Annotated in this window: 23 protein-coding genes; 13 read left to right on the top strand and 10 right to left on the bottom strand. The window is 65.4% G+C overall.

What is annotated here, in order from left to right; genetic code table 11:
* Positions 1-17 precede the first annotated feature (17 nt).
* From PD284_RS00610 to PD284_RS00600, 3 genes are all read left to right on the top strand, one after another.
* The gene (locus tag PD284_RS00610; RefSeq protein ID WP_274626305.1) at positions 18-1,028 is read left to right on the top strand and encodes a Gfo/Idh/MocA family protein; all 1,011 of its coding nucleotides are present in this window, start codon (positions 18-20) and stop codon (positions 1,026-1,028) included.
* Between the two features lie 139 nt (positions 1,029-1,167).
* Entirely contained in the window at positions 1,168-3,249 is a 2,082-nt protein-coding gene (locus PD284_RS00605) for a hypothetical protein (protein ID WP_274626304.1), read from the top strand.
* A 46-nt stretch (positions 3,250-3,295) separates the two neighbouring features.
* A complete protein-coding gene (locus PD284_RS00600) occupies positions 3,296-4,873 on the top strand; it encodes a hypothetical protein (RefSeq protein WP_274626303.1) in 1,578 nt (525 codons plus the stop codon).
* A gap of 29 nt (positions 4,874-4,902) precedes the next feature.
* Here PD284_RS00600 and PD284_RS00595 read toward each other — a convergent pair whose 3' ends face one another.
* From PD284_RS00595 to PD284_RS00585, 3 genes are all read right to left on the bottom strand, one after another.
* Complete coding sequence (locus PD284_RS00595) at positions 4,903-5,358, bottom strand: CoxG family protein (RefSeq protein WP_274626302.1); 456 nt, start codon at positions 5,356-5,358, stop codon at positions 4,903-4,905.
* A 189-nt stretch (positions 5,359-5,547) separates the two neighbouring features.
* Positions 5,548-6,378, bottom strand: coding sequence for an SDR family NAD(P)-dependent oxidoreductase (locus PD284_RS00590; protein ID WP_274626301.1), 831 nt, complete (start codon positions 6,376-6,378; stop codon positions 5,548-5,550).
* 10 nt (positions 6,379-6,388) lie between these two features.
* Positions 6,389-7,231 (bottom strand): NAD-dependent epimerase/dehydratase family protein, encoded by an 843-nt coding sequence (locus PD284_RS00585; protein ID WP_274626300.1) that lies wholly within the window; start codon positions 7,229-7,231, stop codon positions 6,389-6,391.
* 376 nt (positions 7,232-7,607) lie between these two features.
* On the opposite strand from PD284_RS00585, the gene PD284_RS00580 reads away from it, so the two are divergent.
* From PD284_RS00580 to PD284_RS00540, 9 genes are all read left to right on the top strand, one after another.
* On the top strand, positions 7,608-8,618 hold the full coding sequence (locus PD284_RS00580) for a BMP family lipoprotein (protein ID WP_274626299.1): 1,011 nt from the start codon (positions 7,608-7,610) through the stop codon (positions 8,616-8,618).
* A gap of 67 nt (positions 8,619-8,685) precedes the next feature.
* Entirely contained in the window at positions 8,686-10,227 is a 1,542-nt protein-coding gene (locus PD284_RS00575; protein ID WP_274626298.1) for an ABC transporter ATP-binding protein, read from the top strand.
* Positions 10,224-11,267, top strand: a complete 1,044-nt coding sequence (locus PD284_RS00570; RefSeq protein ID WP_274626297.1) for an ABC transporter permease — start codon at positions 10,224-10,226, stop codon at positions 11,265-11,267. Before PD284_RS00575 ends, PD284_RS00570 begins: the two co-directional genes overlap by 4 nt.
* Entirely contained in the window at positions 11,255-12,226 is a 972-nt protein-coding gene (locus tag PD284_RS00565) for an ABC transporter permease (protein WP_274626296.1), read from the top strand. Before PD284_RS00570 ends, PD284_RS00565 begins: the two co-directional genes overlap by 13 nt.
* Before the next feature lie 18 nt (positions 12,227-12,244).
* Entirely contained in the window at positions 12,245-13,267 is a 1,023-nt protein-coding gene (locus tag PD284_RS00560; protein WP_274626295.1) for a nucleoside hydrolase, read from the top strand.
* Positions 13,264-14,193, top strand: a complete 930-nt coding sequence (locus tag PD284_RS00555) for a nucleoside hydrolase (protein WP_274626294.1) — start codon at positions 13,264-13,266, stop codon at positions 14,191-14,193. The genes PD284_RS00560 and PD284_RS00555 overlap by 4 nt, the downstream gene beginning before the upstream one ends.
* 24 nt (positions 14,194-14,217) lie before the next feature.
* Positions 14,218-14,862, top strand: coding sequence for a cysteine hydrolase family protein (locus PD284_RS00550; RefSeq protein ID WP_274626293.1), 645 nt, complete (start codon positions 14,218-14,220; stop codon positions 14,860-14,862).
* Positions 14,859-15,383, top strand: a complete 525-nt coding sequence (locus PD284_RS00545; RefSeq protein WP_338036628.1) for a MarR family winged helix-turn-helix transcriptional regulator — start codon at positions 14,859-14,861, stop codon at positions 15,381-15,383. Before PD284_RS00550 ends, PD284_RS00545 begins: the two co-directional genes overlap by 4 nt.
* A gap of 32 nt (positions 15,384-15,415) precedes the next feature.
* Entirely contained in the window at positions 15,416-16,615 is a 1,200-nt protein-coding gene (locus tag PD284_RS00540) for an amidohydrolase family protein (protein WP_274626292.1), read from the top strand.
* 187 nt (positions 16,616-16,802) lie between these two features.
* Here the strand turns inward: PD284_RS00540 and PD284_RS00535 are convergent, their stop codons facing one another.
* From PD284_RS00535 to PD284_RS00520, 4 genes are all read right to left on the bottom strand, one after another.
* The gene (locus tag PD284_RS00535; protein WP_274626291.1) at positions 16,803-17,387 is read right to left on the bottom strand and encodes an amino acid synthesis family protein; all 585 of its coding nucleotides are present in this window, start codon (positions 17,385-17,387) and stop codon (positions 16,803-16,805) included.
* A complete protein-coding gene (locus tag PD284_RS00530) occupies positions 17,384-17,968 on the bottom strand; it encodes an amino acid synthesis family protein (RefSeq protein ID WP_274626290.1) in 585 nt (194 codons plus the stop codon). The genes PD284_RS00535 and PD284_RS00530 overlap by 4 nt, the downstream gene beginning before the upstream one ends.
* Before the next feature lie 189 nt (positions 17,969-18,157).
* On the bottom strand, positions 18,158-19,087 hold the full coding sequence (gene kce / locus PD284_RS00525) for a 3,5-dioxohexanoate:acetyl-CoA acetone transferase (RefSeq protein WP_274626289.1): 930 nt from the start codon (positions 19,085-19,087) through the stop codon (positions 18,158-18,160).
* A gap of 143 nt (positions 19,088-19,230) precedes the next feature.
* Positions 19,231-19,539 (bottom strand): hypothetical protein, encoded by a 309-nt coding sequence (locus PD284_RS00520; protein ID WP_274626288.1) that lies wholly within the window; start codon positions 19,537-19,539, stop codon positions 19,231-19,233.
* 447 nt (positions 19,540-19,986) lie between these two features.
* On the opposite strand from PD284_RS00520, the gene PD284_RS00515 reads away from it, so the two are divergent.
* Positions 19,987-20,493 (top strand): YciE/YciF ferroxidase family protein, encoded by a 507-nt coding sequence (locus tag PD284_RS00515; RefSeq protein WP_274626287.1) that lies wholly within the window; start codon positions 19,987-19,989, stop codon positions 20,491-20,493.
* A 97-nt stretch (positions 20,494-20,590) separates the two neighbouring features.
* Here the strand turns inward: PD284_RS00515 and modC are convergent, their stop codons facing one another.
* The 3 genes from modC to modA all read right to left on the bottom strand — a co-directional run bounded on the left by modC (position 20,591) and on the right by modA (position 23,396).
* On the bottom strand, positions 20,591-21,676 hold the full coding sequence (modC, locus tag PD284_RS00510) for a molybdenum ABC transporter ATP-binding protein (RefSeq protein ID WP_274626286.1): 1,086 nt from the start codon (positions 21,674-21,676) through the stop codon (positions 20,591-20,593).
* On the bottom strand, positions 21,673-22,374 hold the full coding sequence (gene modB / locus PD284_RS00505; RefSeq protein ID WP_274626285.1) for a molybdate ABC transporter permease subunit: 702 nt from the start codon (positions 22,372-22,374) through the stop codon (positions 21,673-21,675). The genes modC and modB overlap by 4 nt, the downstream gene beginning before the upstream one ends.
* 263 nt (positions 22,375-22,637) lie before the next feature.
* Positions 22,638-23,396: a molybdate ABC transporter substrate-binding protein gene (gene modA / locus PD284_RS00500; RefSeq protein WP_274630496.1), complete on the bottom strand. Its 759-nt coding sequence runs from the start codon at positions 23,394-23,396 to the stop codon at positions 22,638-22,640.
* Positions 23,397-23,457 lie beyond the last annotated feature (61 nt).

The raw sequence follows: 23,457 nt of genomic DNA, 5'->3' as shown, positions 1-23,457 counted from the left end.
TTCCAAGAAGGCATTCGATGATGAAAAAGAAGATCGGCGTTCTCGGCATGGGGCGCATGGGCGAGCGGATCGTCACGGCCGCCGAGGCGCTTGGGCACGACGTGGTGCGCGTCTTCGACAGTTTTGCGGACGCCTACGCGTTCCGCAATGATGCATTGAAAGCCATCGCAGCGCCGGATCTGGAGAGTTTTTGGGGGACCGATCTCGACATGGTCGCCGTGGCGACGCATGGTCCCAGCCATTGCCCCCTGGTGATGGAAGGCATCGAGCGCGGCCATCGCCGCTTCATGGTGGAAAAGCCGCTCTGCACCAGCATGGAGGAGGGCGAGGAGCTCCAGGCGAAGGCGACCGCCACCGGCAGCCGCATCGTCGTCAATCACGGCCGCCGCTACTGCTCGCCCTATGACGCGCTCTCGAAGCTCGACGGCTCAGACGAAATGGGTCCACTCGCCGCCGGCATTCTGACCATGGGCGCAGCCGGTCTCGGCTGCATGGGAACGCACTTCTTCGACCTGTTCAACCGGGTTTTCGGACGGGCGACCGACGTCTTCGCGCATGTCACCGAAACGACCGTGCCCAACCCCCGCGGCAAGCAGTTCGACGATCCCGGCGGCACGGCGATTGTCCGCTACGGATCGCGGCGCGCGATCATCGAGATGAGCGACGACATCGGCGTGCCGACGCGCATGGAGTTCGTCTACGAACGCGGTCGCGTGGTCATCGAGAACGAGCTGACGCCCTGGCGCATCATGGCGCGCGAGGCGGAGCATCGCGATGCGCCGGTCTCCCGCTACGGCATCCCCTTGGTCGAGCGCGTGCTTGAGCCGTTCCGCCCGTGCGACATCATCTTCGCGACGGCAGGAGCGGTAGAGGACGCGCTGGCGGACGGCCCGACGATCTCGGGCATCGAGGAGGGCCTGCGCGCCTTCGAGATCTTCGCCGGTATCCGTTGGTCCGGCGCGACCGGGCAACTGGTGGGCTTTCCGCTCCCGGATGCGGCGCGCAAAGCGGCCTATCCGATCAGCTGAGCATCCGGGATCGCACGAGACGGACGGCGGTGATCGACATCCCCCGGCGTGGCGGTTAGAAGCGATGCCGGGGTGGCAGAAGGGGCGCATGGGGGCGCTCCAATGGGGGTCGGAGCGCCGAAAAGACCGAGAGGGTCACATGTCGAAAGCAGTGGGGCCAGACGCCTCGATCATTGACGCCACGAATGATGGAATGTCCGAGGCTGCGAATGAAGAGTCGGCTGCTTCGGGTCGTCTGCAGGCCGGCACTGCATTTGACGATCGCACGACGGCTCACCCCGCCGAACCCCTGATCGACCCGGGTACGGCATCGATGTTTGCCGTGCCGGATGTGACGCTTGTCGCCGGAATATCGGAGCTCGGCCGCACGGCTTGGCCCGAACCCCTCGTGACAATCATTGCCGAAGACGGCGACGCCCAGGCTGCGCAAACGCCGGACGCCAAGCCGGCAGCGCCGGCGCTCGGGGAAGCTGCGGATGGCTCGTCGGCCTTCGCCATGCGGTCCCCCGCGAAGGCCACGAGCCAAGAGTCCGGGCGGGACGCCGGATGTCGCTTCGAGGGTGAGTTCCAGGACTGCGTCGCGGGCGCTCTCACCGGCTACATCCGCGCCGTCGCCCGCGACGAGGTCCACAGCCGGCACTCCGCTTCCCGTGAGGGGATGTCGTCGGCCATCTCGCCGGCCGGCGATCCGGTCCTGGAGGCGATCGGCGCCAGGCTCGAAAGCGAAGCGGCTGCCGATGTCGCCGCACTGGCTTTTCCCCTTTCTGCGGCATTGGAGGACGACGAGACGAACTACATCGTGGCGGGAGCTGGCGATGTCGAGCCACACGAGGTCCTCGTATTCTCCCTTGTCGTCAATGGCTGCGATCTCGGTCCGCGAACCATCGCAAGTCGCGACGGTTCGTTCACCTTCTCCCTGCTGCCCCACATCGAGGAACTTGGTCTCACCTGCGACTGTGATCTCCATGCATCGCTGGTCGACGCCAGCAACGGACGGGTCGTCCTCTCCACTGGAGGTCCGGGCATACGCTGGACGCGTTTTGCGGCGCGGTTGCGCGAATACGTCAATGGTTCCCTGATCGGCTTCTGCTTCGACACGCTTGCGCCAGACCTTCCGACCCTGGTGTCGGCGAAGGTCAACGGCAATCAGGCGGGCGCAGGCCTTGCCTGCAAGCCGAGCCGCATCCTGGAGCGCTATGCGCCAGCCCCGGCCGCCGCCGGCTTCGCGATCCGGGTCGGCGCGTTGCCTCCCGGTTCCGTCGTGACTGTCGCCTTGCCCCTGGACAAGATCGATCTGGAGACGTTTCTCCTGATCCCGGGCAACGATGTGGTCGATCTTCCGATGCATGAATTCGCCGCCGGGCCAGGTCTCGCCATCCACGGATGGAAGGTCAGCGAAGGCGGCTGGCGCGACAAGGCCCGCGTCAGCGTGGTTGTAGACGGCTGCGAGCGGTATGAGGTCGAAGCGAACCAGATCGAGGCTGCCGCCCACCGCGCCGGCGGCTCCATCTTCGGCGGTTTCTCAATCCGGCTTTCGCCCGCGATGGTCGCCGCCGGATCTGGCGAGGTGACCCTTGTCGACCCGGCGACCGGTGACGTGCTCTGGACGGGAGGCTTCCGTGACCAGGACCTCCGGCTCGGCGAATTGACCCACTTGCTCGACTTTGGTTCGGACACCGGCGAGGACATCGCGCACAGCCTGCTCTTCTTCTGCAATCTGAACCATCTGATGGCGTCGCCCGAACATTGCCATGCTCGGCAGTTCCATTCACGCATCGCGCTGCGTGTGCTCAATCGCCTGATCGATACCGGCAATGGCGCCTATGCCGCCAGCGTGCTGCAGTCGCTGCCGCTCGAAGCGCACCTGCCTGAATGGCGTCTAAACGGCGTGAGGCTCTTTTTCCGATTGGCGCGCATGCTCTCCGTCAATCGGGCCGAATCCTTGCGTCTCGCCATGACCGGATCCCACAATGCCAATTGCCGCGGAAGCGCGATCTTCACCGGCATCGAGCTCGCGCTGAGTGTCCGCTGCAGGGGCGCAAAGGCCCAGATCGCCCAGCTCATGCAATGGATCCAGGCGATGATGTTCAACGCCGAGGCCCACGCCATCGTCAACGAGATCATCGAGGCCTATGCGGCTTCGCCGAAGGAGGCGGACGTGCTTCGCCGCCTTGTCACCTTCGACATGCTGGCCACCACCCTGCAGCGGGCGAAGGCCTGACCCGATCCTCGGCCGACCGCCATCCCTGCCTCCCAACGGGAACAAGATGAAGACCGACTACAACGACCTCATCGAGCCGCTCAGCCTGCATGAACTCGCCATGGACCTCCAGGATGAGGTGGACGCATCGGCATTCAGGGTCGGCGACATCAATTTCTGGATGCTGGTGCGCCAGCACCTGTTTTTGCTGGTGGCCGGCCAGGCCGGCAAGCTGTTCACGGACCTGTTCGACCAGCCGAGCCACACCGGAAGGATCTACCGCGAAGGGGATGCCTCGCGCGCGATCGCGTTTTCCGACGTTGGCGTCGTTTCGCTGGGTTCGGCGATGCTGGTCACCGAACGGGGCACGGGCGACGTCGACCTGACCGACGCCCTGGTCTTCGTCGAGGTGCCGGCCGACTACACGCAGTATGTCGGGCGCAATGCGGTCAACATGTACGCCGATCCAATGCTGCTGCACTTCCGCGATCAGGGATACCGCACCGTAAAGCTCTGTCGCTTCCAGCGCCAGATGCCGGCCAAGCAGAAGATGGTCGAGCCCGCCTACTTCCTTCCCGGGGTCGCCCGCATCGGGACCCATATGGACGACCTGGCCCGGTGCCGCAGTGTCATCGAGCAAATTAACCGGCTGCTGAGGAGCGCCAACCTGCCGCAGACGATCGACGCCGACGAGATGATCGGCAGGATCGAAACGGTGCTCGCCTTTCATGACGCCGCGGACCAATGGTTCAGCCACCAGAGGCCGGCGGCGGTTTTCGTCCAGAACTTCGCCAACCTGGAAAAGATGGGCGTGCTCGCCGCGGCGCGGCGTCACAAGGTTCCGACCATCGACCTCATGCACGGCATCCAGGATGGGCTGAACATCTACCATGACCACCCGCGGATTCCGGAGGGCGACATATATCCCTTCCCCGAGACAATGTGGGTGTGGGGCGACGTCACCCGCGAGAACATGCTGGCTGCGAAGCAGCGCGGCGTCGCCCCCTGGCGCAAGGTCGAGGTCGCCGGGTTCCCATGGAAGCACGCGCATCGCGTGTGGCAGCGCGATCCGCGCGTCGAACGGCTGCGGGCGATGATTCCCGAGGGCGCGAAACGGGTGCTCTATTGCCACGAGGTGAGCCTGCATAATTCGGAGTTCGACGGCTATCTGCCGGTCGACGTGCTGGAGGCGCTGCAATCGTCGCGCGATGACGTCTTCTGGCTGATCCGCGTGCACCCGAGATCGTTCCACCTGCGTGACGAAATCGCCAGCTACCTGCATGAACGCGGCGTCGGCAGATTCGAGCTGCACCTCGCCAGCGAATGCCTGTTCGAGGACGTGCTCAGGCTGACCGATGTGCTGGTGACGAAATATTCGGCGGCGGCGCTCGAAGCGGCGTCAGTGGGCATCCCTGCCATCACCCACCATGCGACCGGCGCAGCCCTGTTTGAGACGTATATCGAGAGCGGTCACATTACCTACGCGAAGGACGGCAGACGGCTTCTGCGCGCCATCTCCAAGGCCGAGCCGCCATCCGCGCCGCTCGGGTATGTCAACTTCTCTCGCGACCGGCCGGACGTCGCGCTGGCGGCGACGCTGGACAAGGAGACGCTGCTGCGTCTCGCTCCGAAGAAGGTAGCCTGAAGCAGCGCGAGGCAGCCGCTCAGGCTGTCTCAGGCCGTGACCAGCGGGCCGAAACGGCGGAAGAACTCGTCCGCCAGCCTGAGCGCATGACGGGTGATGATGCGCTCGCCGAGGAAGGCGATCTTGCCTGAGATGTTGACCGAGACGTTCGCATCCACCAGCGTCGCTTGACCCGAGCCGGCGTTCTCGGGATCGCGCAGCGATATACTGGCATTTGCGGCGGAAAACCCGAAGCCTGCGATCTTGACCGAGCCCTCCGCCTCGAACGAAGTGTCCGGCACGAGGTCCTCCAGCGAAACGCTGCCGCTGAAGCGAATCTTCTGGCCTGCCACGCGCAGCACGACCACGATGTCGAATGTGTCCTCGCCGTCCCATTCGACCGACTGGCAGCCTGGAATGGACTGGCGCAGGATCTCCGGATCCATGAGGCCTGCCCAGACCCTGTCGCGGGAGGCCTTTACCGGAAAGACCTGGTTGATGTTCATGAGTTCTCTCCGGACTGCTGAAGGTCTGCTGCGGCCGTTGGCCTCGGCAAGCCGAAGCAACGCTGATGTCACAGGTTCATGACAGGGGAAATCTGACCAAAGTCTGTCTGTTTCTGCGCTATGCAGATATTTTCCACCAGTGATACCCGGCGCGGGTCAGCCCGACCGACGCGAAAACGGTCGATACGTTCACACCAGCCGCGGATAGGCGGTCGCCTCGGGCGCGTTGGCCCAGCTCTGCAGCGTCTGCCCGCCGTCGATCAGCCAGTCCACGCCGGTGACGTGCCGCGCCTCCGCGGAGGCGAGGAAGGCGACGGCGGCGGCCACGTCGTCAGGCTCGCCGATGCGGCGCAGCGGGATGCGGTTGGAGAAGCGCTCGATGCCGGCGCGGTACTCGGCGTCGTCGCCCGACGGGACGCCCAGGCGCGTCTCGATGACGCCAGGGCAGATGGCGTTGACGCGGATGCCATAGGGCGCGGCGTCGAGGGCCGCGATGCGGGTGAGCCCGACCACGGCGTGCTTGCTCGCCGCATAGCCGGCGCCGCCCGACAGCACGTCCCAGCCGGCCATGGACGATCCCATGTTGACCACGCTGCCGCGAACCTTGCTGTCGATCATGGCGCGCAGGACGGCGCGCTGGACAAGGAAGATGCCGCGCAGGTTGATGCGGATGATGTCGTCCCAGTCGTCGGGCGACAGCTCGTAAACGGGCGCGACCTTGCCGGAGATGCCGGCATTGTTGAAGAGCACGGCGATACGGCCGAAGCGCGCCTGGGCCTTCTCGACGAGGGCCTGGACGTCGGCTTCGGAGGTGACGTCCGCCGTGACGGCGAGCGCCTCTGCGCCGGTCTCCGCCAGTTCGTGGGCAAGCGCCGCGGCGGCCGCTTCGTTGCGGTCGGCGATGACGACGCGCGCGCCCTCGGCCGCGAATCGCCGCACGGCGGCCGAGCCGATCGCGCCGGCTCCGCCGGTCACCAGCGCGACTTTGTCGGCGAAGCGCCGTCCGATCAGATTGTTCATGGAATGCTCCTTAGTAATCGCGCCAGACATGGCGCGGCTCAAAACCCAGAACGTCGCGGGCTTCGGAGAGGTCGAACACGGTGGCGTGGTCCGCCAGCGGCTTGCGGATTTCGGCCGACGGATAGGCGGCTGCAACCAGTGCCTGCGTCTCCGTCTCCATAAATGTGTCGGCGGCGCTGATGAACATGCGATGGTGGCCTTGCAAGGGTCGTTCCACCGCCGAAACGAACGCCTGGCCGGCATCGCGGGCATCGAGATAGGCCCACAGGTCGCGTGCGACCAATTCGGCGTGGCGGCGGCGCTCGACCACGTCGCGCGGGAATGTCTCCGGCGTCTGTATCCAGGGCATGCGCAGGCTGACCGCCGACAGTCCCGGACGCCTGAGGATCGCGGACTGCACGAGCTCCTCGCCGAGCCATTTGGACAGGGCATAGGCGTCTTGCGGCGCGACAGGATGCCTGGAATCGAAGGGGAGGTAGGTCGGTACGACCGGCTGCTCGAAGAAGGGGTAGCCGAGTACGCTCATCGATGAGGCATAGACGATCCGCTTTGCTCCACTCAGAACGGCTGCCTCGACGACGTTATAGCAGGCCGCCATGTTGGTCTGGAACACCTGGACCGGCGGCAGCCCTGTGGGGCGCGGGATCGCCGCGATGTGCACGACCGCCTCGGCGTCGCGGACGAGCTGCATCGTTTGGCCGAAGTCGGTGAGGTCGATCGTGACGTGCTGCCACGAAGCGCCGGCGGGTGCGGGCGCTGCGTCGAGGCCGAGCACCGTGTGCCCCGCCTCGGTGAGCGCCGCAGCGACGTGCCGCCCCAGGAGGCCGCTTGATCCAGTGACGATGGTGCGCATGTTTACCTGGCTAGTGATTGAAAGTCATTTTGTGTCGCCGGCGACCTGATGACGCCAACGCGGCGAAGTCGCCGCCGCGTTTTGCCGGTGGCGCCGTAGCTGCATTCCGTCCTGGCCTGCTGCCGTGTTGACAGTCGACGAGATCGTTGATGGTCATATGATCGTGACCGCGCGGCAGGCCGTTTGTCAATCGGGAAGACGGCTCGCTGCGTCCAAAAGTGTTGATGCGAAGATCGAGGGTCTGAGTTTCCGGATTGACAAGCCGACAATTTCCAGATCACGATTGTATGACCATCAACGATCTGGCGATCGCCTCTGCGAACGGTGCGGACCAGGATGGCCAATGAACCAAACACTAACCCAGAGGGTAATCCGAATGTTCGCTCGTTCCGGTCGTTTCATGTCCCTGTGTGGCGCCTCCCTGCTCGCGCTGGCCAGCACCTCCGCCTTCGCCAAGGACGTCAACGTCGCAGCCATCTCGGGCTACTTCGCCCAGGGCTTCGGCATCTCCATCGTCGAGGGTCTGAAGAAGGCCGAGAAGGATCTCGGCGTTAAGGTCAAGCTCATCGACACGGGCAACCGCGCGCTCGACTATGAGGAGCAGTTCAACAACGTCGCCAAGAGCGGCGAGTACGATGTCGTCTTCGTGATGGGCTGGGAGCTGGTCGACGCGCTGACCAAGGCGTCCGCTGCCTATCCCGACACGCGCTTCGTCTTCATCGACGGCGTTCTTGATTCCAAGACGATTTCCTACGCCAACTTCGCCCAGAACCAGGGCTCCTTCCTCGTCGGCGCGCTCGGCGCGGCGATGGCCGAGAAGGGCAGCGAGGTCGAAGGCCTCGGCGACGGCAAGGCCATCGGCTTCGTTGGCGGCCGCGACATCCCGGTCATCCGCGACTTCCTGGCCGGCTACGAGCAGGGCGCCAAGTATGTCGCGCCGGATGTCCGCGTCGACGTCGTCTTTGCCGGCACCTTCGACGATCCGGCCAAGGGCAGCGAACTGACCATGGCGCTCTACGGCCAGGGTTCCGACATGGTCTACAACGTCGCCGGCCCGACGGGCGAGGGCGTGCTGCAGGCCAGCAAGGCCGCCGGCAAGTACTCGTTTGGCGTCGACATCGACCAGTGCCCGGTCGCGCCTGGCGCGGTCATGGCCAGCATGCTGAAGCACGCCGACGTCGCGGTCTACAGCCTGGTCAAGGACGTGGTCGACGGCAAGGGCATCACGCCCGGCGCCACCTACACCTACGACCTCAAGTCGGGCGGCGTCGAGCTGCTGATCTGCCCCGACGTGGCCGACAAGGTCCCCGCCGATGTGCTCGCCAAGGTCGAGGCCGCCAAGGCGGACGTGATCTCCGGCAAGGTCGTTGTCGATACCGTAAAGTAACAGGAAAGCGCGGATCCAATCCGCCCCCTTCCACCGCGAAGGGGGCGGACGCGCGGAAGATCGTCCGATGCCCCTTGCCATCGAACTGAAATCCATAACCAAGCGCTTCGGCGCGTTCGTCGCGAACGAGGACGTGAACCTCGCCGTCGAGCGCGGCAAGATTCACGCCATCATTGGCGAGAACGGCGCCGGCAAGACCACGCTGATGAACATCCTTTTCGGGCTGCTGCAGCCCGACGAGGGCGAGATCTGGATCGACGGCAAGCAGCTGGTGCTGCCCAATCCCTCGGTCGCCATCGACGCCGGGATCGGCATGGTGCACCAGCATTTCAAGCTGGTGCCGTCGCTGAGCGTGGCCGAAAACGTGTTTCTCGGCATGGAGATCGTGCGGAACGGCATGATCGACCATGCCGCCCAGATCGCCAAGACCGCCGAGTTGTCAAAGCAGTTCGGGCTTCAGGTGGACGCCACCGAGCGCGTCGGCCTGCTGTCCGTCGGCATCGAGCAGCGCATCGAAATCCTGAAGGTTCTGGTTCGCGGCGCGCGCACCATCATCCTCGACGAGCCGACCGCGGTGCTGACGCCGCAGGAAAGCCGCGAACTTTTCCAGACGCTGCGCGGCTTCGTCGCTCAGGGCATGACCGTGATCTTCATCTCGCACCACCTCGAGGAGGTGATGGAGGTGTCGGATTCGGTCACCGTGCTGCGCCACGGCAAGGTCATAGACACCCGCCCGACCAAGGGGCTCAGCAAGTCGGAACTGGTCCAGATGATGGTCGGCCGCACCGTCAGCTTCGATCGGCGACCGCGCGAGGCCCAGAACGGTCCGAGCGTGCTCCAGGTCCGCGACCTTTGGGCGCGCGACGACCGCCGGCTCCCGGCGGTGACGGGCGTGTCCTTCGACGTGAGGGCGGGCGAGATCGTCGGCATCGCCGGCGTCGCCGGCAACGGCCAGACCGAACTCGCCGAAGTGATCAGCGGCCTTCGCCCCGAGAGCCACGGGCTGGTCAGCCTCGACGGAAAGCCGCTGAATGGCCTGTCGACGCGAGAGATCCGCCATGCGGGGCTCGCCCACGTGCCGGGCGACCGCATGGTGCGCGGCGTCAACCGCAACGCCTCGATCGCGCAGAACGTGCTGATGGGGCGGCAGGACCAGGAACCCTGGTCGCGCCGGGGCATCATCTCGCGCCGCTACCTGCACGAGCAGACCGAGACACTGATCAAGCGCTTCGACATCCGTACCCGCAGCGCGGACTCGCCGGTGAAGAGCCTGTCGGGCGGCAACATCCAGAAGGTCGTGCTGGCCCGCGAATTTTCGGGCGACCCCCGCTTCCTGCTCATCGACCAGCCGACGCGCGGCGTCGACATCGGCGCGCAGGAGGCAATCCACGCCGAGATCATGAAACAGCGCGAGGACGGGCGGGCCATTCTGCTGATCTCCGTGCAACTCGACGAACTGATCGCGCTCGCCGATCGCATCCTCGTGATGTTCGCGGGGCGCATCATGGGCGAGCTCGACGGCAATAACGTAAGCGAAGAGGAGCTTGGCTTCATGATGGCAGGCGCAAGCCGCGATGAAGCGGCCGCTCGGGCGGAGGTGGCGCAATGAGCGACCGCATGGCGGCCCTTTCAGGCCAGGCACTGGCGATCCTGTTGGCGCTGATCCTTGGCGCGCTCGTGATCCTCGCAATCGACGAGAACCCGCTGCACGTCCTCGATACGCTGCTTCGCGGCGCCTTCGGCAGTCCGGAACGCATCGCCGGGACGCTGCTCCAGGCGACGCCGATCCTGGTCTGCGGCATCGCCGCGTGCATTTCCCTGCGCGGCGGCCTGTTCAACATCGGCATCGAGGGGCAGCTCTTCATGGGGGGCTTCGCAGCCACCTGGGTCGGCTTCTCGTTCGGCATGCCGCCGATCCTCCACATGCTGGTCGCGATCGTCGTGGCGGCGCTGGCCGGCATGGCGTGGATTGCGATCCCGGCCTTCTTCCGCGCCCGCTACAACGCCAACGAGGTGGTCTCGACCATCCTTGCGAACTACGTCGCGATCCTGATGACGTCCTACCTCACGATCAGCGTCTTCAAGAAGCCTGGCGGCCAGTCCGAAACGCCGCCGATCTTTGAGTCGGCCTACCTGCCGGAGCTGTTCTCGTTCTCGCGGTTGAACTGGGGCCTGATCATCGGGCTCGTGCTTGCTGTCGCTGTGCACTACTTCTTCCTGCGCACGTCGCGCGGCTACTCGGTCTCCGAGATGGGCGCCAATCCGAAGTTCGCCGAGTATGGCGGCATCGACATCAAGCGGCAGGTGTTCTTCGTCCTGCTGGTGTCGGGCGCGGTCGGCGGCCTGGCCGGCGGCATCGAGGCCCTCGGCGTCCACCACCGCTTCATGGAAGGTTTTGCGCCAGGCTTCGGCTTCGACGGCGTCATCGCCGCGCTGCTCGCCAACGGCAATCCGATCGGCACCATCTTCACCGCCATCTTCTTCGGCGCGCTGCGCAGCGGCTCGCTGATGCTGGAGGTCGACACAACGGCCTCGCGCGAGATCATCACGGTGGTGCAGGCGCTGATCATCCTCGCCGTATCCGCCCAGGTCACCATCCGCCGCAAGGCCGGCGACAGCACCGCAGGGGAGCGCCGGTGGAAATTCTAGAGCGCATCATCAACGTTTCGCTCTTCGTCGCGACGCTCCGCACCACGGCGCCGATCCTGTTGGTCGCGCTCGGCGGTTCGTTCACCACGAAGGCGGGCATCTTCAACATCGGCCTCGAGGGCCAGATGCTGGTCGGCGCCTTCTTCGCCGTCATTGGCACCATCTTCTTCGGCTCGCCCTGGATCGGCGTGCTGTGCGGGGTGCTCGCTGCGCTGGTGCTGGCCTATGTCTTCGCGCTGCTCGTCGTCACCTTCAAGGCGAACGAGGTGGTGGTGGGCCTGGCGCTCAACATCCTCGCAGGCGGCATGACGATCTCGCTGATGAAGGCGATCTTCGGCACGCGCGGCTCGATCTTCGGCCATGGCCTGGTGGGCCTGCCGGCGGTGAAGCTGCCCTTTGCGAAGGAACTCGGCTGGTTCGGCCAGCTGATCTCCGGCTATACGCCGCTGGTCTACGTCGCCTTCATCCTGGTGCCGCTGCTGATCCTCTTCTACAAGCGCACCAAGCTGGGGCTCTATATCCGCGTGGTCGGCGAGAAGCCGGAGGCGGCCGAGGCGCTTGGCATCTCGATCACGCGTATCCGCTATACCGCCTCGCTGCTGTGCGGCCTGCTGGCGGGCCTCGCCGGCGCTCATCTGTCGCTCGGCTACACCACGATGTTCACCGAGAATATGTCGTCGGGCCGCGGCTTCATGGCCGTCGCCATCCTCATCTTCTCGGCGGGCGATCCGTGGCGGATCCTGCTCGGCTGCCTGCTCTTCGGCTTCTCCGATGCGCTGGCGCTACGTCTGCAGACCTTCGGCGTCTCGTCCTACCTGGTGCTGGCGGTGCCCTATCTCGTGGCGCTCACTGCGCTCTTCGCGCTCTCCTATCGGGCTCGCCCGAAGATCATCAGGGAGACGCTGGACAGCATGCGGCGCGTGCTGACGGTCAAGCCTGCGCCAGAGACGAAATCGTAAGTGAGTTCAAGGGAAGACATGGAACGCATCATTCTCGACGTCGATTCGGCGGGCGACGACATCCTCGCCGTCCTCTTCGCCGCGGCGTCACCGCATCTGAAACTGGAAGGCATCACCACGGTCACCGGCGCGGCCGGCGGCATCGAGCAGGTGACCAATGTCGTGCTCAACACGCTTTCGCTGGCTGGCCGTGAGGACATTCCGGTCGCGGCGGGCGCATGGTGTCCGATCGTCGGTCATGACAAGGCCGACATGGAAGCGCCGGTGCATTTCGAGAAGCGCCTCATCGCCCGCTTCGGGGACCGCCTGAAGGACTTCAACCCCAAGGCCCCGCAGCCGACCCACAAGGCGATCGACAAGCACGCCGTCGACTTCATCATCGACATGGCGCGCGCCAATCCGGGCGAGATCACGCTGGTCACCACCGGGCCGCTCACCAACGCCGCGATGGCGCTGCTGCAGGAGCCCGGGCTGACGAAGCTGCTCAAGCGCCTCGTCGTGCTCGGCGGCACCTTCACCACGCCGGGCAACATCACGCCCGTCACCGAATACAACATCTGGGCCGACCCGGAAGCCTCGCGCATCGTGCTCAATGCCGACATCGACAAGATCCTGGTGCCGCTCGACGTCTGCGAGGACAACCGCGCGGCCACCGGCATGATGTCGCGCGACGACCTCGCCGACATGCGCGCCGTCGCCAAGGACAACGCGGTCGTCGCCATGATCGACCGCGTGTTCCCGATCTACATCGACATCTGGCGGGAGTTCTTCGACCTCGTCGCCTTCCCGATGGACGACGTCATCACCGTCGCGCTGGCGTTCCAGCCTGACCTCTGCCGCATGACCGAACCGCTCTTCGTCGATGTCGTCCTCGACGGGCGCATCGCGCGCGGCCAGACGGTGGCCTATCGCGGCCGCCAGATCCTCCCCGGCGGAGGGCCGAAGACGACCCGCATCTGCACGGATATCGACGGCCGCCGCTTCATGCAGATGTTCAAGGATACCATGACGAAGTACGAGCGTGCGGGAGACGCAGCATGACCGCCACCCCGATCCTCTTCGATTGCGACCCCGGTCACGATGACGCCATCGCGCTGGTCATGGCGCATCGTTCGCCGGCTATCGAGATCCTCGGTATCACGACGACCTGCGGCAATTCCGAGCTTGAGAAGACCACGGCGAACTGCCTGCGCATCCTCGAGTTCATCGGGGCGAACGATGTGCCGGTGGCGCAGGGCTGCGACCGTCCGTTGGCGCGTCCGCTGGTGCTCGGCACCGCTGACGGCCCAAGCGGCCTTGAAGGCTCGCCCTACCTGCCGCCGGCGAAGAAGCAGGTCGTCGACCAGCACGCCGTTGATTTTCTCGCCGAGAAGCTGGCTGCGCAGCCGGAGCCGATCCAGGTGGTTGCGACGGGCCCACTCACCAACATCGGCCTCTTGGTGCTGAAGCACCCGCAGGTGCTGTCCAAGATCAAGAACCTGATCTGGATGGGCGGCGTGTTCTACCGCAAGAGCGAGATCATCACGCCGACCGAATTCAACGCCTTCTGCGATCCCGAAGCGCTGAAGATCGTGCTCGACAGCGGCATTCCGATCACCATGCTCGGTCTCGACGTCACCATGCAGGTGCTGGTTGAGGCGCCGCAGTTTGCCGAGCTTGAGAAGATCGACTCCCCGCTCGGCAAGGTTGTCGTCGACTGGCTGAAGTTCTATGAGAAGCTTCACCGCAACTCGATGGGGGTCGGCGGGGCGCTCCACGATCCGCTGGTCATCGCCGCCGTGATCGATCCGACCCTGATCCGCACCAAGCCGGTGCATATCGGGGTCAATCTGGCCGCGGGTTACTCCTTCGGCGCGACCGTTGCCGACTTCTGGAACGAGCGCGGCGAGAAACCGAACGCAAGCATCGCATATGAAGTGGATAGCGACCGCTTCTTCGATCTACTCTACAGCCTGCTCAGGGATTGAGCGACACGTCCAGGAGGCCGTCTGATGTCCTTAGATGTCTTTTCCTCGCATCGGAATGTTGAGCGCATCGCGCTCGACCCGCAGCGCGCAGCGGTGATCGTGGTCGACATGATCAACGAGTTCTGCAAGCCGGGCGGCAAGATGGTGCTCCCCGGCTACGAGACGCTGGTGCCGCCGCAGCTGGCCGTCATCGAGGCAGCCCGCAAGGCGGGCGCCCCGGTGATCTGGGTGCATGACAGCCACCGCAAGAACATGCGGCGCGACCGCGAGTTCCTGAAGCGGACGCCGCATTGCGAAGCCGGCACCTGGGCGGTCGAGATCATCGACGACCTCGGCGCGCGCGACGACGAGATCCACGTAGACAAGCACCGTTATTCGTCGTTCTTCCAGACCGATCTCGACGTGACGCTGAAGGACATGATGGTCGACCAGGTTATCGTGTTCGGTGTGGTCACCAATATCTGCGTGCGCTCGACCGTCCACGACGCCTTCTTCAACGGTTACGAGGTCGTCGTGCCGCATGACTGCTGCGCGGCCACCGGTCCGCGCGAGCAGGAAAGCACGCTCTACGACATCTCCACGCATTTCGGCATCGTCACCGACGCCAAGAGCGTGGTCGCCGCCCTGTCGAAGGGCGGGGTCATCGAGAACATGGACATCGCCGCGTGAGCTTGAACGCCAAGCCGGATCAGGAGAGCGGTGCGGCTGACAAGCCGCCGATGACGCGGGCGGAGGTGCTGGCCGTCTACGAGGCGTCCGGCTACGACCTCGGCAGGCATCCGGCGCACATGATCCGGCGCGCGCACCAGCGCGCCACCTTCTGCTTCCAGCAGGTGTTGAGCGGGCAGGACCTAACCCCGACGCAGGTCGCCGTGCTGGCGACGCTGCTGAAGCATGGCGAGGTGTCGCAGAATCATCTCGGCCGGCTCACCGCGATGGATCCCTCGACGATCAGCATCGTGGTGCGCAAGCTTCTGAAGATCGGCCTCATCCAGCGGCGGCCGACCAAGAAGGACCAAAGGCTCGCCATGATCAAGCTGACCGACGAGGGCAATCGATACGCGATCGAACGCCTCGCCGACAGCATGGAGGTCGCGCGCCGGGTGCTGGCGCCGCTCTCCTCCGAGGAACAGCAGACGCTTCTTTCGCTGCTCCACCGGATCGGCGACGGTGACGACGAATTCGCCTGACGCATTTCTGAACGCAGCTGCAAGGATCGACCATGGCTCATGATGCTCCCACCGGCGACGGCAAGCCGACCAGGCTGGTCATCCGCAACATCGGCCTGATGCTGTCGGGCGCCATCGAGAAACCCATCCTCGACGCCGACACCATCGTCTGTGACAACGACCGCATCACCGCCGTCGGCAGGTTCAAGGACCTGGACACCGAGGGCGCCACGACCACCATCGACGCCAAGGGCTCGGCGATCGCGCCGGGCCTGATCGACAGCCACGTGCATCCGGTCGCGGGCGACTGGACGCCGCGCCAGAGCCAGCTCTCCTGGATCGACTCCACGCTGCATGGCGGCGTCACCACCATGATTTCCGCCGGCGAGGTGCATACGCCCGGACGTCCGCGCGACATTGTAGGCCTGAAGGCGCACGCCATCACCTCGCAGCGCATGTTCGAAGCCTTCCGCCCCTCGGGCGTCAAGGTCCATGCCGGCGCACCCGTCATCGAGCAGGGCATGGTCGAGGACGATTTCAAGGAACTGGCCGCGGCGGGCGTCAAGCTGCTGGGCGAGGTGGGCCTCGGCTCGGTCAAGGATGCCGATACCGCCCGCCAGATGGTCGCCTGGGCGCGCAAGTACGGCATCCAGAGCACGATCCACACCGGCGGCCCGTCGATCCCCGGCTCCGGGCTGATCGACAAGGACGTGGTGCTGGCAGCCGATACCGATGTCATCGGCCATATCAATGGCGGCCACACGGCGCTGCCTGACGACCAGATCCGCTGCATCTGCGAAGGCTGCAAGCGCGGCCTGGAGCTGGTCCACAACGGCAACGAGCGCGCCGCCCTTTACACGTTGCGCATCGCCAGGGAGATGAAGGAACTCGAGCGCGTCATCCTGGGCACCGACGGGCCCGCCGGCTCGGGCGTGCAGCCGCTCGGCATAATCCGCATGGTCTCGATGCTGTCCTCGCTGGGCGACATCCCGGCCGAGATCGCCTTCTGCTTCGCCACCGGCAACACGGCACGCATGCGCGACCTGGACTGCGGCCTGATCGAGGTCGGCCGCGCTGCGGACTTCGTGCTGCTCGACAAGGCCCAGCATTCCGCCGGCAAGAACCTGCTGGAAAGCGTACAACTGGGCGACATCCCCGGCATCGGCATGACCGTCATCGACGGCATCGTCCGCACCCATCGCTCGCGCAACACGCCGCCGTCGAGCGTCATGCCGGAGCTGTTCGGGAGCTGACGCGATAGGTTTGCGGACCGCGGAGGGGAATGACCTGGTCATCCCCTGCCGCCCGTTGCCATTTCCAGCCGTAACCGGCGAGACGCACCGGAAGCAAAGCGCTCTCAGCCCCTTCTGACGCAACAGGCCGGCGTCGCTTCCGCGGCGCCGGCCTGTTGCATTTCAGCGATCGGCGCAGTCGGGTGCGTCACCGCAGCCCGTCTTCGCCCTTGATCTCGCTCTTCAGGAGCCCGCCGACGCGCGGGTGCGGGCGGCCGGAATCGGTGACGGCGATCGCCACCGCGATCTCGTTTTCGCGCGGCGCGTCGTTGACGCGCACTTCCATCCCATCGAAGTGGCTCCGCACAAAGGCGGCGTCCTTGTGGCCGAGCGGGATGTCGAACGGCGTGCCGGGGCCACCCCGCTTCTTGGAGGAGGGGATGAGCGCTGCGCCCTTGCCGAGCACCTTGCGGAACGGTGCGCCGAGCTTGGGATGCAGGAGCGCAGCTGCATGCTCCAGTTCGCCCTCTGCGCCGACGCAAGCCGCCTTGCCGAAGCTTTCCACCTTCTCGCCCGGAATGCCGAGCGCGGCGACCGCGCGCTCCGCAAGCAGGCCGCCAAGCTCCTCGCCGACAGCGAACAGCGGCTCGAGGTTTTCAACATATTTGCCGGCAAACGGATTGTCGATGATGGCGACGGCGGCCGCGCGGCGGGTCGGAGGTGAAACCTCCTTGCCGCCCTCGATCAGCGTTTCCTCGACGATGGTGACGATCTTGCGGATCGAAGTGTTCATCGCAATCCGTCCTCTCCCTTGATCTCGGAAACCGCCAGGCCGCCGGCGCGCGCATGCACCCGTGGGCCGCAAGTCATGGCCAGAACCAGCATGAGCTCGTCGGCGCGTGGCGCGTCGCTGATGCGGACCTCGACGGCGTCGAAATGGCTGCGCACGTAGGAGGCGTCCTTGTGCGTGATCGGGATATCGATCTGCGCGCCCAGACCGCCGACTTTCTTGGTGGAGGGAACGATCGCCTTGGCGCCGCCGAGAAGCTCGCGCATGGCGTATCCGCCGGGCACGTGCCAGAGCGCGCCGTGTTCGAGTTCACCCGCCGCGCCGACGATGGCGCCTTTCCCGTAGCCCTCGATCCGCTCGACATTCCCGCCGAGCGCAGCCAGGAGCCGCTTCGCCATGTCGAGGCCGAGCGGCTTCAGGTCTTCCATGAAGCTGGTGATTTCCTCGACGTAGCGGCCGGCATAGGGGTTTTTGACGACGGCTGCGATGGAGCCGCGGAGCAGCGGGGCGGCCGCCGCGGGGCCTCCCTCATGCCAGATCTCTTCGACCTGGGTGACGAACTTGCGGACTTCGACGCTGGGCATGGTGGCACTCGTTCCTTGACGATGAGCTCGATTGTTAGAGTACAAACAATCTAGCCTGCGCCGGCTTCTGTCAAGGCAGGCGAGGCCGCGGATTGCGAAGGAAAACGCGGCGTTTCATCACCCTCTGGCCTCACTGCATCGCGGCGGCGGCGGGGGCCTCGCATCTCCGCAATCGTCAGGCGGCCCCTATCAGAAGTTGACGTTGCTGCCGCCTTTCAGGTTCAGCATGGCGCGCGCCTCTTCGGGGGTCGCGATCTCCATGCCGAGGTCCTCGATCAGTTTGCGCGCGATGCCGACCTGCTCGGCATTGCTGGCGGCCAGCCGACCCTTGCCCGCCCAGATGGAATCCTCCAGTCCGACCCGCACGTTGCCGCCGAGGATCACCGACTGCATGGCGATCGGCATCTGCATGCGTCCGGCGCCGAGCACCGACCAGCGATAGTCCGCGCCGAACAGGCGATCGGCGGTGCGCTTCATGTGGGCCACGTCCTCGGGATGCGTGCCGATGCCGCCAAGGATGCCGAACACGCTCTGGATGAAGAAGGGCGGCTTGATCAGCCCGCGCTCGACGAAATGCGCGCAGGTGTAGAGGTGGCCGATGTCGTAGCATTCGATCTCGAAGCGCGTGTCGTTGTCGGCGCAGCGCGTGAGGATCGTCTCGATGTCCTCGAAGGTGTTGCGGAAGATGCGGCTCTTCGTACCCTCGAGATAGGGGCGCTCCCACGAATGCTTGAACTCCTTGAAGCGCCCCAGCATCGGAAACAGCCCGAAGTTCATCGTGCCCATGTTGAGCGAGGCCACCTCCGGCTGGAAGTGGAGAGCCGGCTGCAGCCGTTCCTCGATGGTCATCGTCGAGGCGCCGCCGGTGGTGATGTTGAGGACGGCGCCGACCCGCTGCTTGATGACCCCGAGGAACGGACGGAACGCCTCCAGCGACTGATCCGGCTCGCCTGTCTCGGGCTTGCGGGCATGCAGGTGGATGATCGCCGCGCCGGCCTCGGCCGCGCCGATGGCCGCGTCGGCGATCTCCGCGGCGGTCACCGGAAGATGCGGCGTCATCGATGGCGTGTGGATGGAGCCGGTGACGGCGCAGGTGATGATGACTTTGCGGCTGGACAAAGGTTTCCTCCTGAATGCGTAAGGCTGGTCTATCAGACGCGGGAGGCCGGCGACCGGACCAGGCGACGCCTATCGGCGACGCCAGATGACGGGACGGCGTCGCCCTTCACGCTTCCTTTCCAGTGGGGCTAGGGACCCCTGTCTCACGCGCGTCGCACGATCTCGTGGAAGCTGTCCTTGCGACCCGGCGTTTCCCGGGCGACGAGCAGCGCCAGTCCGGCATCGTCGAAGATCTTGAACCAGTCGTCCCATTCGACCAGTTCGAAGCCACCGGCGTTCTGCGGCCGCTCGGCGCGGTCCTGGTCCTGGTAGGCGGCCTGGTCGAAGACGATGCGCAGGACCGGCTGGGTGCCGCCTTCCGCCGAAGCGTCGATGATCGCGGGAGCCCCCATGCGGGCCGCGGCCCAATTCCGGATGTCCTCGTGCTCCGTCAACTCGATGATGTCGGCCATATCTTTGCCCTCTGTTGCGTGTTGTTGGCCGCAACGGCCGGCGTGGCGGCTCGGTTCCCCACGATAGCATGGCTGTGCCGCTGGGCCAGCGGCTGGAACCAACAGTCCGGTAGGCTGTTATGGGATAGATTCGGAGGGATGTGATGTCTTCGTTCCTGACCTCGTGCGTGTCCTGGCTACGCTCCTGCTTTCTGGAAGTTCCGCTGCGCTACGACAGGCGCAAGTAGGAGCGCGTCGAGGACGCCGTAGAACGCGCGCTCCTTTCGGCACAGGCTCCTCTCCACGCACCGCATTTCGTCACCGGACATATTCATCCGCGTCCTGCCGGAACGCGATGGCCTCGCACACGTTGAGGCAGGGACCGGCGCCGGCCGGCCACAACCCGGCGTCAAGCGTGGCGCCCCCGGCTAACACAAACCCCCAACGCAATGGAAAGGCAGGAAGATCATGGGCTTCTTTTCTAAGGATATCAAAAGCTTGGACGACCTTTTCGTGCACACCCTGCGCGACATCTACTATGCCGAGCAGCAGATCGAAAAGGCTTTGCCCAAGATGATCGAGAAGGCAACCGATCCGCAGCTCAAGGCAGGCTTCCAGGAGCACCTGACCCAAACCAAGGGCCACATCGCGCGTGTGGAGAAAGTGTTTGAGATGCACGGCGTCAAGGCCAAGGGCGTAGACTGTCCGGCCATCGACGGCATTCTCAAGGAGGCGGACGAGGTAAGCGGAGACATCGCCGACAAGCAGGTGCTCGACGCCGCGCTCATCGCTTCGGCGCAGGCGGTGGAACACTATGAGATGACGCGCTACGGGACGTTGATCGCCTGGGCCAAGCAGCTCGGCCGCAGCGATTGCGCCAGCGTACTCATGGAAAACCTCAAGGAGGAGGAAGCGACCGACAAGAAGCTCTCGCAGTTGGCCGAGAGCAAGGTCAACCTGAAGGCGGCCGAGTAGCCGTCAGACCAGGCCATTGTTTGAGACGCCACAAGGCGGCTGGGTTCCTCCCGGCCGCCTGAGTTCGTTCTGCGCTGGCGGCGGCCTAGCGTTGGCGCTACCTGACGTTGCCCTTGTCAAACGTCACCGCCTTGACGATGGCGAACACCTCCCGCCCCGGCACCAGGCCTAGTGCGTTTGCCGAATAGCGTGTGATGCGGGCGACGATCCTGTCGCCGCCGCAGTCGATCCCCACCAGCGCGTCGCGCTCCGGGCCGCTTGAAATCTCGACGACCTTGCCTGCTGCAACGTTGAGCGCGCTGATGCCGTGCGGCCTCTCCGTCGCGATCATCACATCGCGGGCGCGGATGCGGAGCCGGATGTGCGAGCCGGCCTCGGCGTCGATCAGCGGCAGCAGCCATTCGCCGGCCGGTGAGCGCATCACGGTCAGGCCGGCTTCGCGGTCGTGCCGGCTGACGATCACTTCGATGACCGAGCCGCCTTCGGCGCGCTCCTCCTCCGGCAAGAGATCGAGCCGCGCCAGGATCTGCTGCGTCGACCCGCTGGCGGTGACCTTGCCGGCGGAGAGCACCACGACGTCGGTAGCAAGCCGTGCGACCTCCGCGACGGAGTGGCTCACATAGACGATGGGGATGCCCGACTCGTCGCGCAGCCGCTCAAGATAGGGCAGGATCTCGGCCTTGCGGGCCTCGTCCAGCGACGCGAGCGGCTCGTCCATCAAGAGGAGCTTCGGGCTGGAGATCAGCGCGCGGCCGATGGCGACGCGCTGCTTCTCGCCGCCCGAGAGGCGGTCGGGCTTGCGGTCGAGCAAATGGCCGATGCCGAGCAGGTCGACGATGCTGTCGAAATCGGCATAGCGGTCCGCCTGCGGCGTGAAGAAGCGCCCGTAGCGGAGGTTCTGCGCGACGGTCAGATGCGGAAACAGCCTGGCGTCCTGAAAGACGTAGCCCATGCGGCGCCGATGCTTGGGCACGTGGATGCGCTGCGCCGTGTCGACCAGCACGCGCTCGCCGGCGGCGATGCGGCCGGAATCGGGGCGGATCAGCCCGCCGATCAGATTGACCAGCGAGGTCTTGCCCGAGCCTGAGGGGCCGAACAGGGCGGTGAGGCGTCCGCTGCTCTCGAAGGCGGCGTCGAGATCGAAGGCGCCGAGGCGGCGGCGGACGGAGACGGAGAGCGTCATTCGGCCTCGATCCGCTGGCTGACCCGGCGCGCCAGCACCTCCGAGACGATCAGCGCGATCATGGCGATGACGATGGATACCAGGGTCAGGCGCAGCGCGCCGAGGTCGCCGCCCGGCACCTGGGTGAAGGTATAGATCGCCGAGGGCAGCGTCTGGGTCTCGCCGGGAATGTTGGAGACGAAGGTGATGGTGGCGCCGAACTCTCCCATGGCCTTGGCAAAGGAGAGGATCATGCCGGCGATCACGCCGGGCAGAATCAGCGGCAACGTGATGGTGGCGTAGACCCAGGCCGGATTGGCGCCGAGCGTGCCCGCCGCGGCCTCGAGCCGGCGATCCACCGCCTCGATCGACAGGCGGATGGCGCGCACCATCAGCGGGAAGGCCATGACCCCGCAGGCGAGTGCGGCGCCCGTCCAGCGGAAGGAGAAGACGATGCCGAAGTATTCGTCGAGAAAGGACCCGATCGGCCCGCGTCGCCCGAAGCCGAGCAACAGCAGGTAGCCGGTGACCACTGGCGGCAGGATGAGCGGCAGGTGGATGATGCCGTTGAGAATCGACTTGCCGGGGAAGCGCCCGCGCGCCAGCAGATGAGCGATGAGGAGCCCGAAGGGCAGGCTGACGATCGTCGCCCAGGTGGAAACCTTGAGGGAAAGGCGGACCGCATTCCATTCATCGGGACTGAGGGCCAGCCATTCCATGTCTTATGCGTGCCGTAGGGGTTCGGTGGTGGCGGTGCGAGGTCTGCCGAGAAGGCATAGCAATTGCGCGCGCTTTTCAAGCCCTTCGCCCGAATTTGGCAAGGGCGGGTCGCACAATGCTGGCGCCGGAAACGGTGCGGTCTGCCAAGTGGAGAGCCGGGTGGGGCGGGGAGGGAACGTCCCGGCTCTCGCACTGATACGTGGCACCGACTTTCCGTTTCCGGCGCCAACCTGACGCTTCGTCGCGGGCGCCGCTAGATGCCTTAGTTCGAGACGGTCGGCGCGAGTACGGTGAATCCCTGCTCCTCGAACAGCGACTTCGCCTTTGCCGACTGCAGGCACTTCAGAAAGGTTGGCGTGTCGTCGTCCTTGGAATCGGCGGTCTGCGCCACCGGGTAGACGATCGGCGCATGCGAATCCTCGGGGAAGGTGCCGACAACCTTGACCTTCTTCTCGGCGGCGGCGTCGGTCTTGTAGACGATGCCGAGCGGGGCTTCGCCGGTCGCCACCAGCGCGAGTGCGGCACGCACGTTCTCAGCCTGTGCGACCTTGCCCTCGACGGAGGACCAGACGCCCAGCTTTTCAAGCGCGGCCTTGCCGTACTTGCCGGCCGGGACATAATCGACGTTGGCCATTGCCAGTCGGCCGTCGCCCACAAGACCTGCGAGGTCGAAATTGGCGGCAATGGTGGTGGAGGCGGCCGAATCCGCAGGCGCGACGAGCACGATGCTGTTGCCGAGCAGTTTTGTCTCGGTTTCTTTCTTCGTCAGGTTCTTCTCGGAAAGATACGCCATCCAGTCGAGGTCCGCGGACATGAAGACGTCGGCCGGCGCGCCCTGTTCGATCTGCTTGGCCAGGGCCGAACTTGCAGCGTAGGAGATGGTCGCCTTCTCGCCGACCTCGGCCGCGCAGGCCTCGTTGACGGCGTCGAGCGCGTTCTTGAGGCTCGCGGCGGCGAAGACGGTGACGTTCTCCTCGGCAAGCGCCGCGGGCGTCAGCGCCGTCATTGCGGCAACCGACATCCCCGCCACTCCGAGCGCCATCCTGATCGTTGAACGCATGATACCTCCCCCTTCGACCAAT

Origin of the sequence: Mesorhizobium shangrilense, assembly GCF_028826155.1 — a bacterium.
Classification (GTDB): domain Bacteria; phylum Pseudomonadota; class Alphaproteobacteria; order Rhizobiales; family Rhizobiaceae; genus Arvimicrobium; species Arvimicrobium flavum.
Note: the sequence above shows the minus strand (reverse complement) of the source record. Positions and strands in the feature narration are given on the sequence as shown.

What these genes read in the sequence shown, in the direction of transcription:
- PD284_RS00610 (WP_274626305.1), top strand. Translation starts at nt 18, where the DNA reads ATGATGAAAAAGAAGATCGGCGTTCTCGGCATGGGGCGCATGGGCGAG.
- PD284_RS00605 (WP_274626304.1), top strand. Translation starts at nt 1,168, where the DNA reads ATGTCGAAAGCAGTGGGGCCAGACGCCTCGATCATTGACGCCACGAAT.
- PD284_RS00600 (WP_274626303.1), top strand. Translation starts at nt 3,296, where the DNA reads ATGAAGACCGACTACAACGACCTCATCGAGCCGCTCAGCCTGCATGAA.
- PD284_RS00595 (WP_274626302.1), bottom strand. Translation starts at nt 5,358, where the DNA reads ATGAACATCAACCAGGTCTTTCCGGTAAAGGCCTCCCGCGACAGGGTC.
- PD284_RS00590 (WP_274626301.1), bottom strand. Translation starts at nt 6,378, where the DNA reads ATGAACAATCTGATCGGACGGCGCTTCGCCGACAAAGTCGCGCTGGTG.
- PD284_RS00585 (WP_274626300.1), bottom strand. Translation starts at nt 7,231, where the DNA reads ATGCGCACCATCGTCACTGGATCAAGCGGCCTCCTGGGGCGGCACGTC.
- PD284_RS00580 (WP_274626299.1), top strand. Translation starts at nt 7,608, where the DNA reads ATGTTCGCTCGTTCCGGTCGTTTCATGTCCCTGTGTGGCGCCTCCCTG.
- PD284_RS00575 (WP_274626298.1), top strand. Translation starts at nt 8,686, where the DNA reads ATGCCCCTTGCCATCGAACTGAAATCCATAACCAAGCGCTTCGGCGCG.
- PD284_RS00570 (WP_274626297.1), top strand. Translation starts at nt 10,224, where the DNA reads ATGAGCGACCGCATGGCGGCCCTTTCAGGCCAGGCACTGGCGATCCTG.
- PD284_RS00560 (WP_274626295.1), top strand. Translation starts at nt 12,245, where the DNA reads ATGGAACGCATCATTCTCGACGTCGATTCGGCGGGCGACGACATCCTC.
- PD284_RS00555 (WP_274626294.1), top strand. Translation starts at nt 13,264, where the DNA reads ATGACCGCCACCCCGATCCTCTTCGATTGCGACCCCGGTCACGATGAC.
- PD284_RS00550 (WP_274626293.1), top strand. Translation starts at nt 14,218, where the DNA reads ATGTCCTTAGATGTCTTTTCCTCGCATCGGAATGTTGAGCGCATCGCG.
- PD284_RS00540 (WP_274626292.1), top strand. Translation starts at nt 15,416, where the DNA reads ATGGCTCATGATGCTCCCACCGGCGACGGCAAGCCGACCAGGCTGGTC.
- PD284_RS00535 (WP_274626291.1), bottom strand. Translation starts at nt 17,387, where the DNA reads ATGAACACTTCGATCCGCAAGATCGTCACCATCGTCGAGGAAACGCTG.
- PD284_RS00530 (WP_274626290.1), bottom strand. Translation starts at nt 17,968, where the DNA reads ATGCCCAGCGTCGAAGTCCGCAAGTTCGTCACCCAGGTCGAAGAGATC.
- PD284_RS00520 (WP_274626288.1), bottom strand. Translation starts at nt 19,539, where the DNA reads ATGGCCGACATCATCGAGTTGACGGAGCACGAGGACATCCGGAATTGG.
- PD284_RS00515 (WP_274626287.1), top strand. Translation starts at nt 19,987, where the DNA reads ATGGGCTTCTTTTCTAAGGATATCAAAAGCTTGGACGACCTTTTCGTG.
- modC (WP_274626286.1), bottom strand. Translation starts at nt 21,676, where the DNA reads ATGACGCTCTCCGTCTCCGTCCGCCGCCGCCTCGGCGCCTTCGATCTC.
- modB (WP_274626285.1), bottom strand. Translation starts at nt 22,374, where the DNA reads ATGGAATGGCTGGCCCTCAGTCCCGATGAATGGAATGCGGTCCGCCTT.
- modA (WP_274630496.1), bottom strand. Translation starts at nt 23,396, where the DNA reads ATGTCGGTTGCCGCAATGACGGCGCTGACGCCCGCGGCGCTTGCCGAG.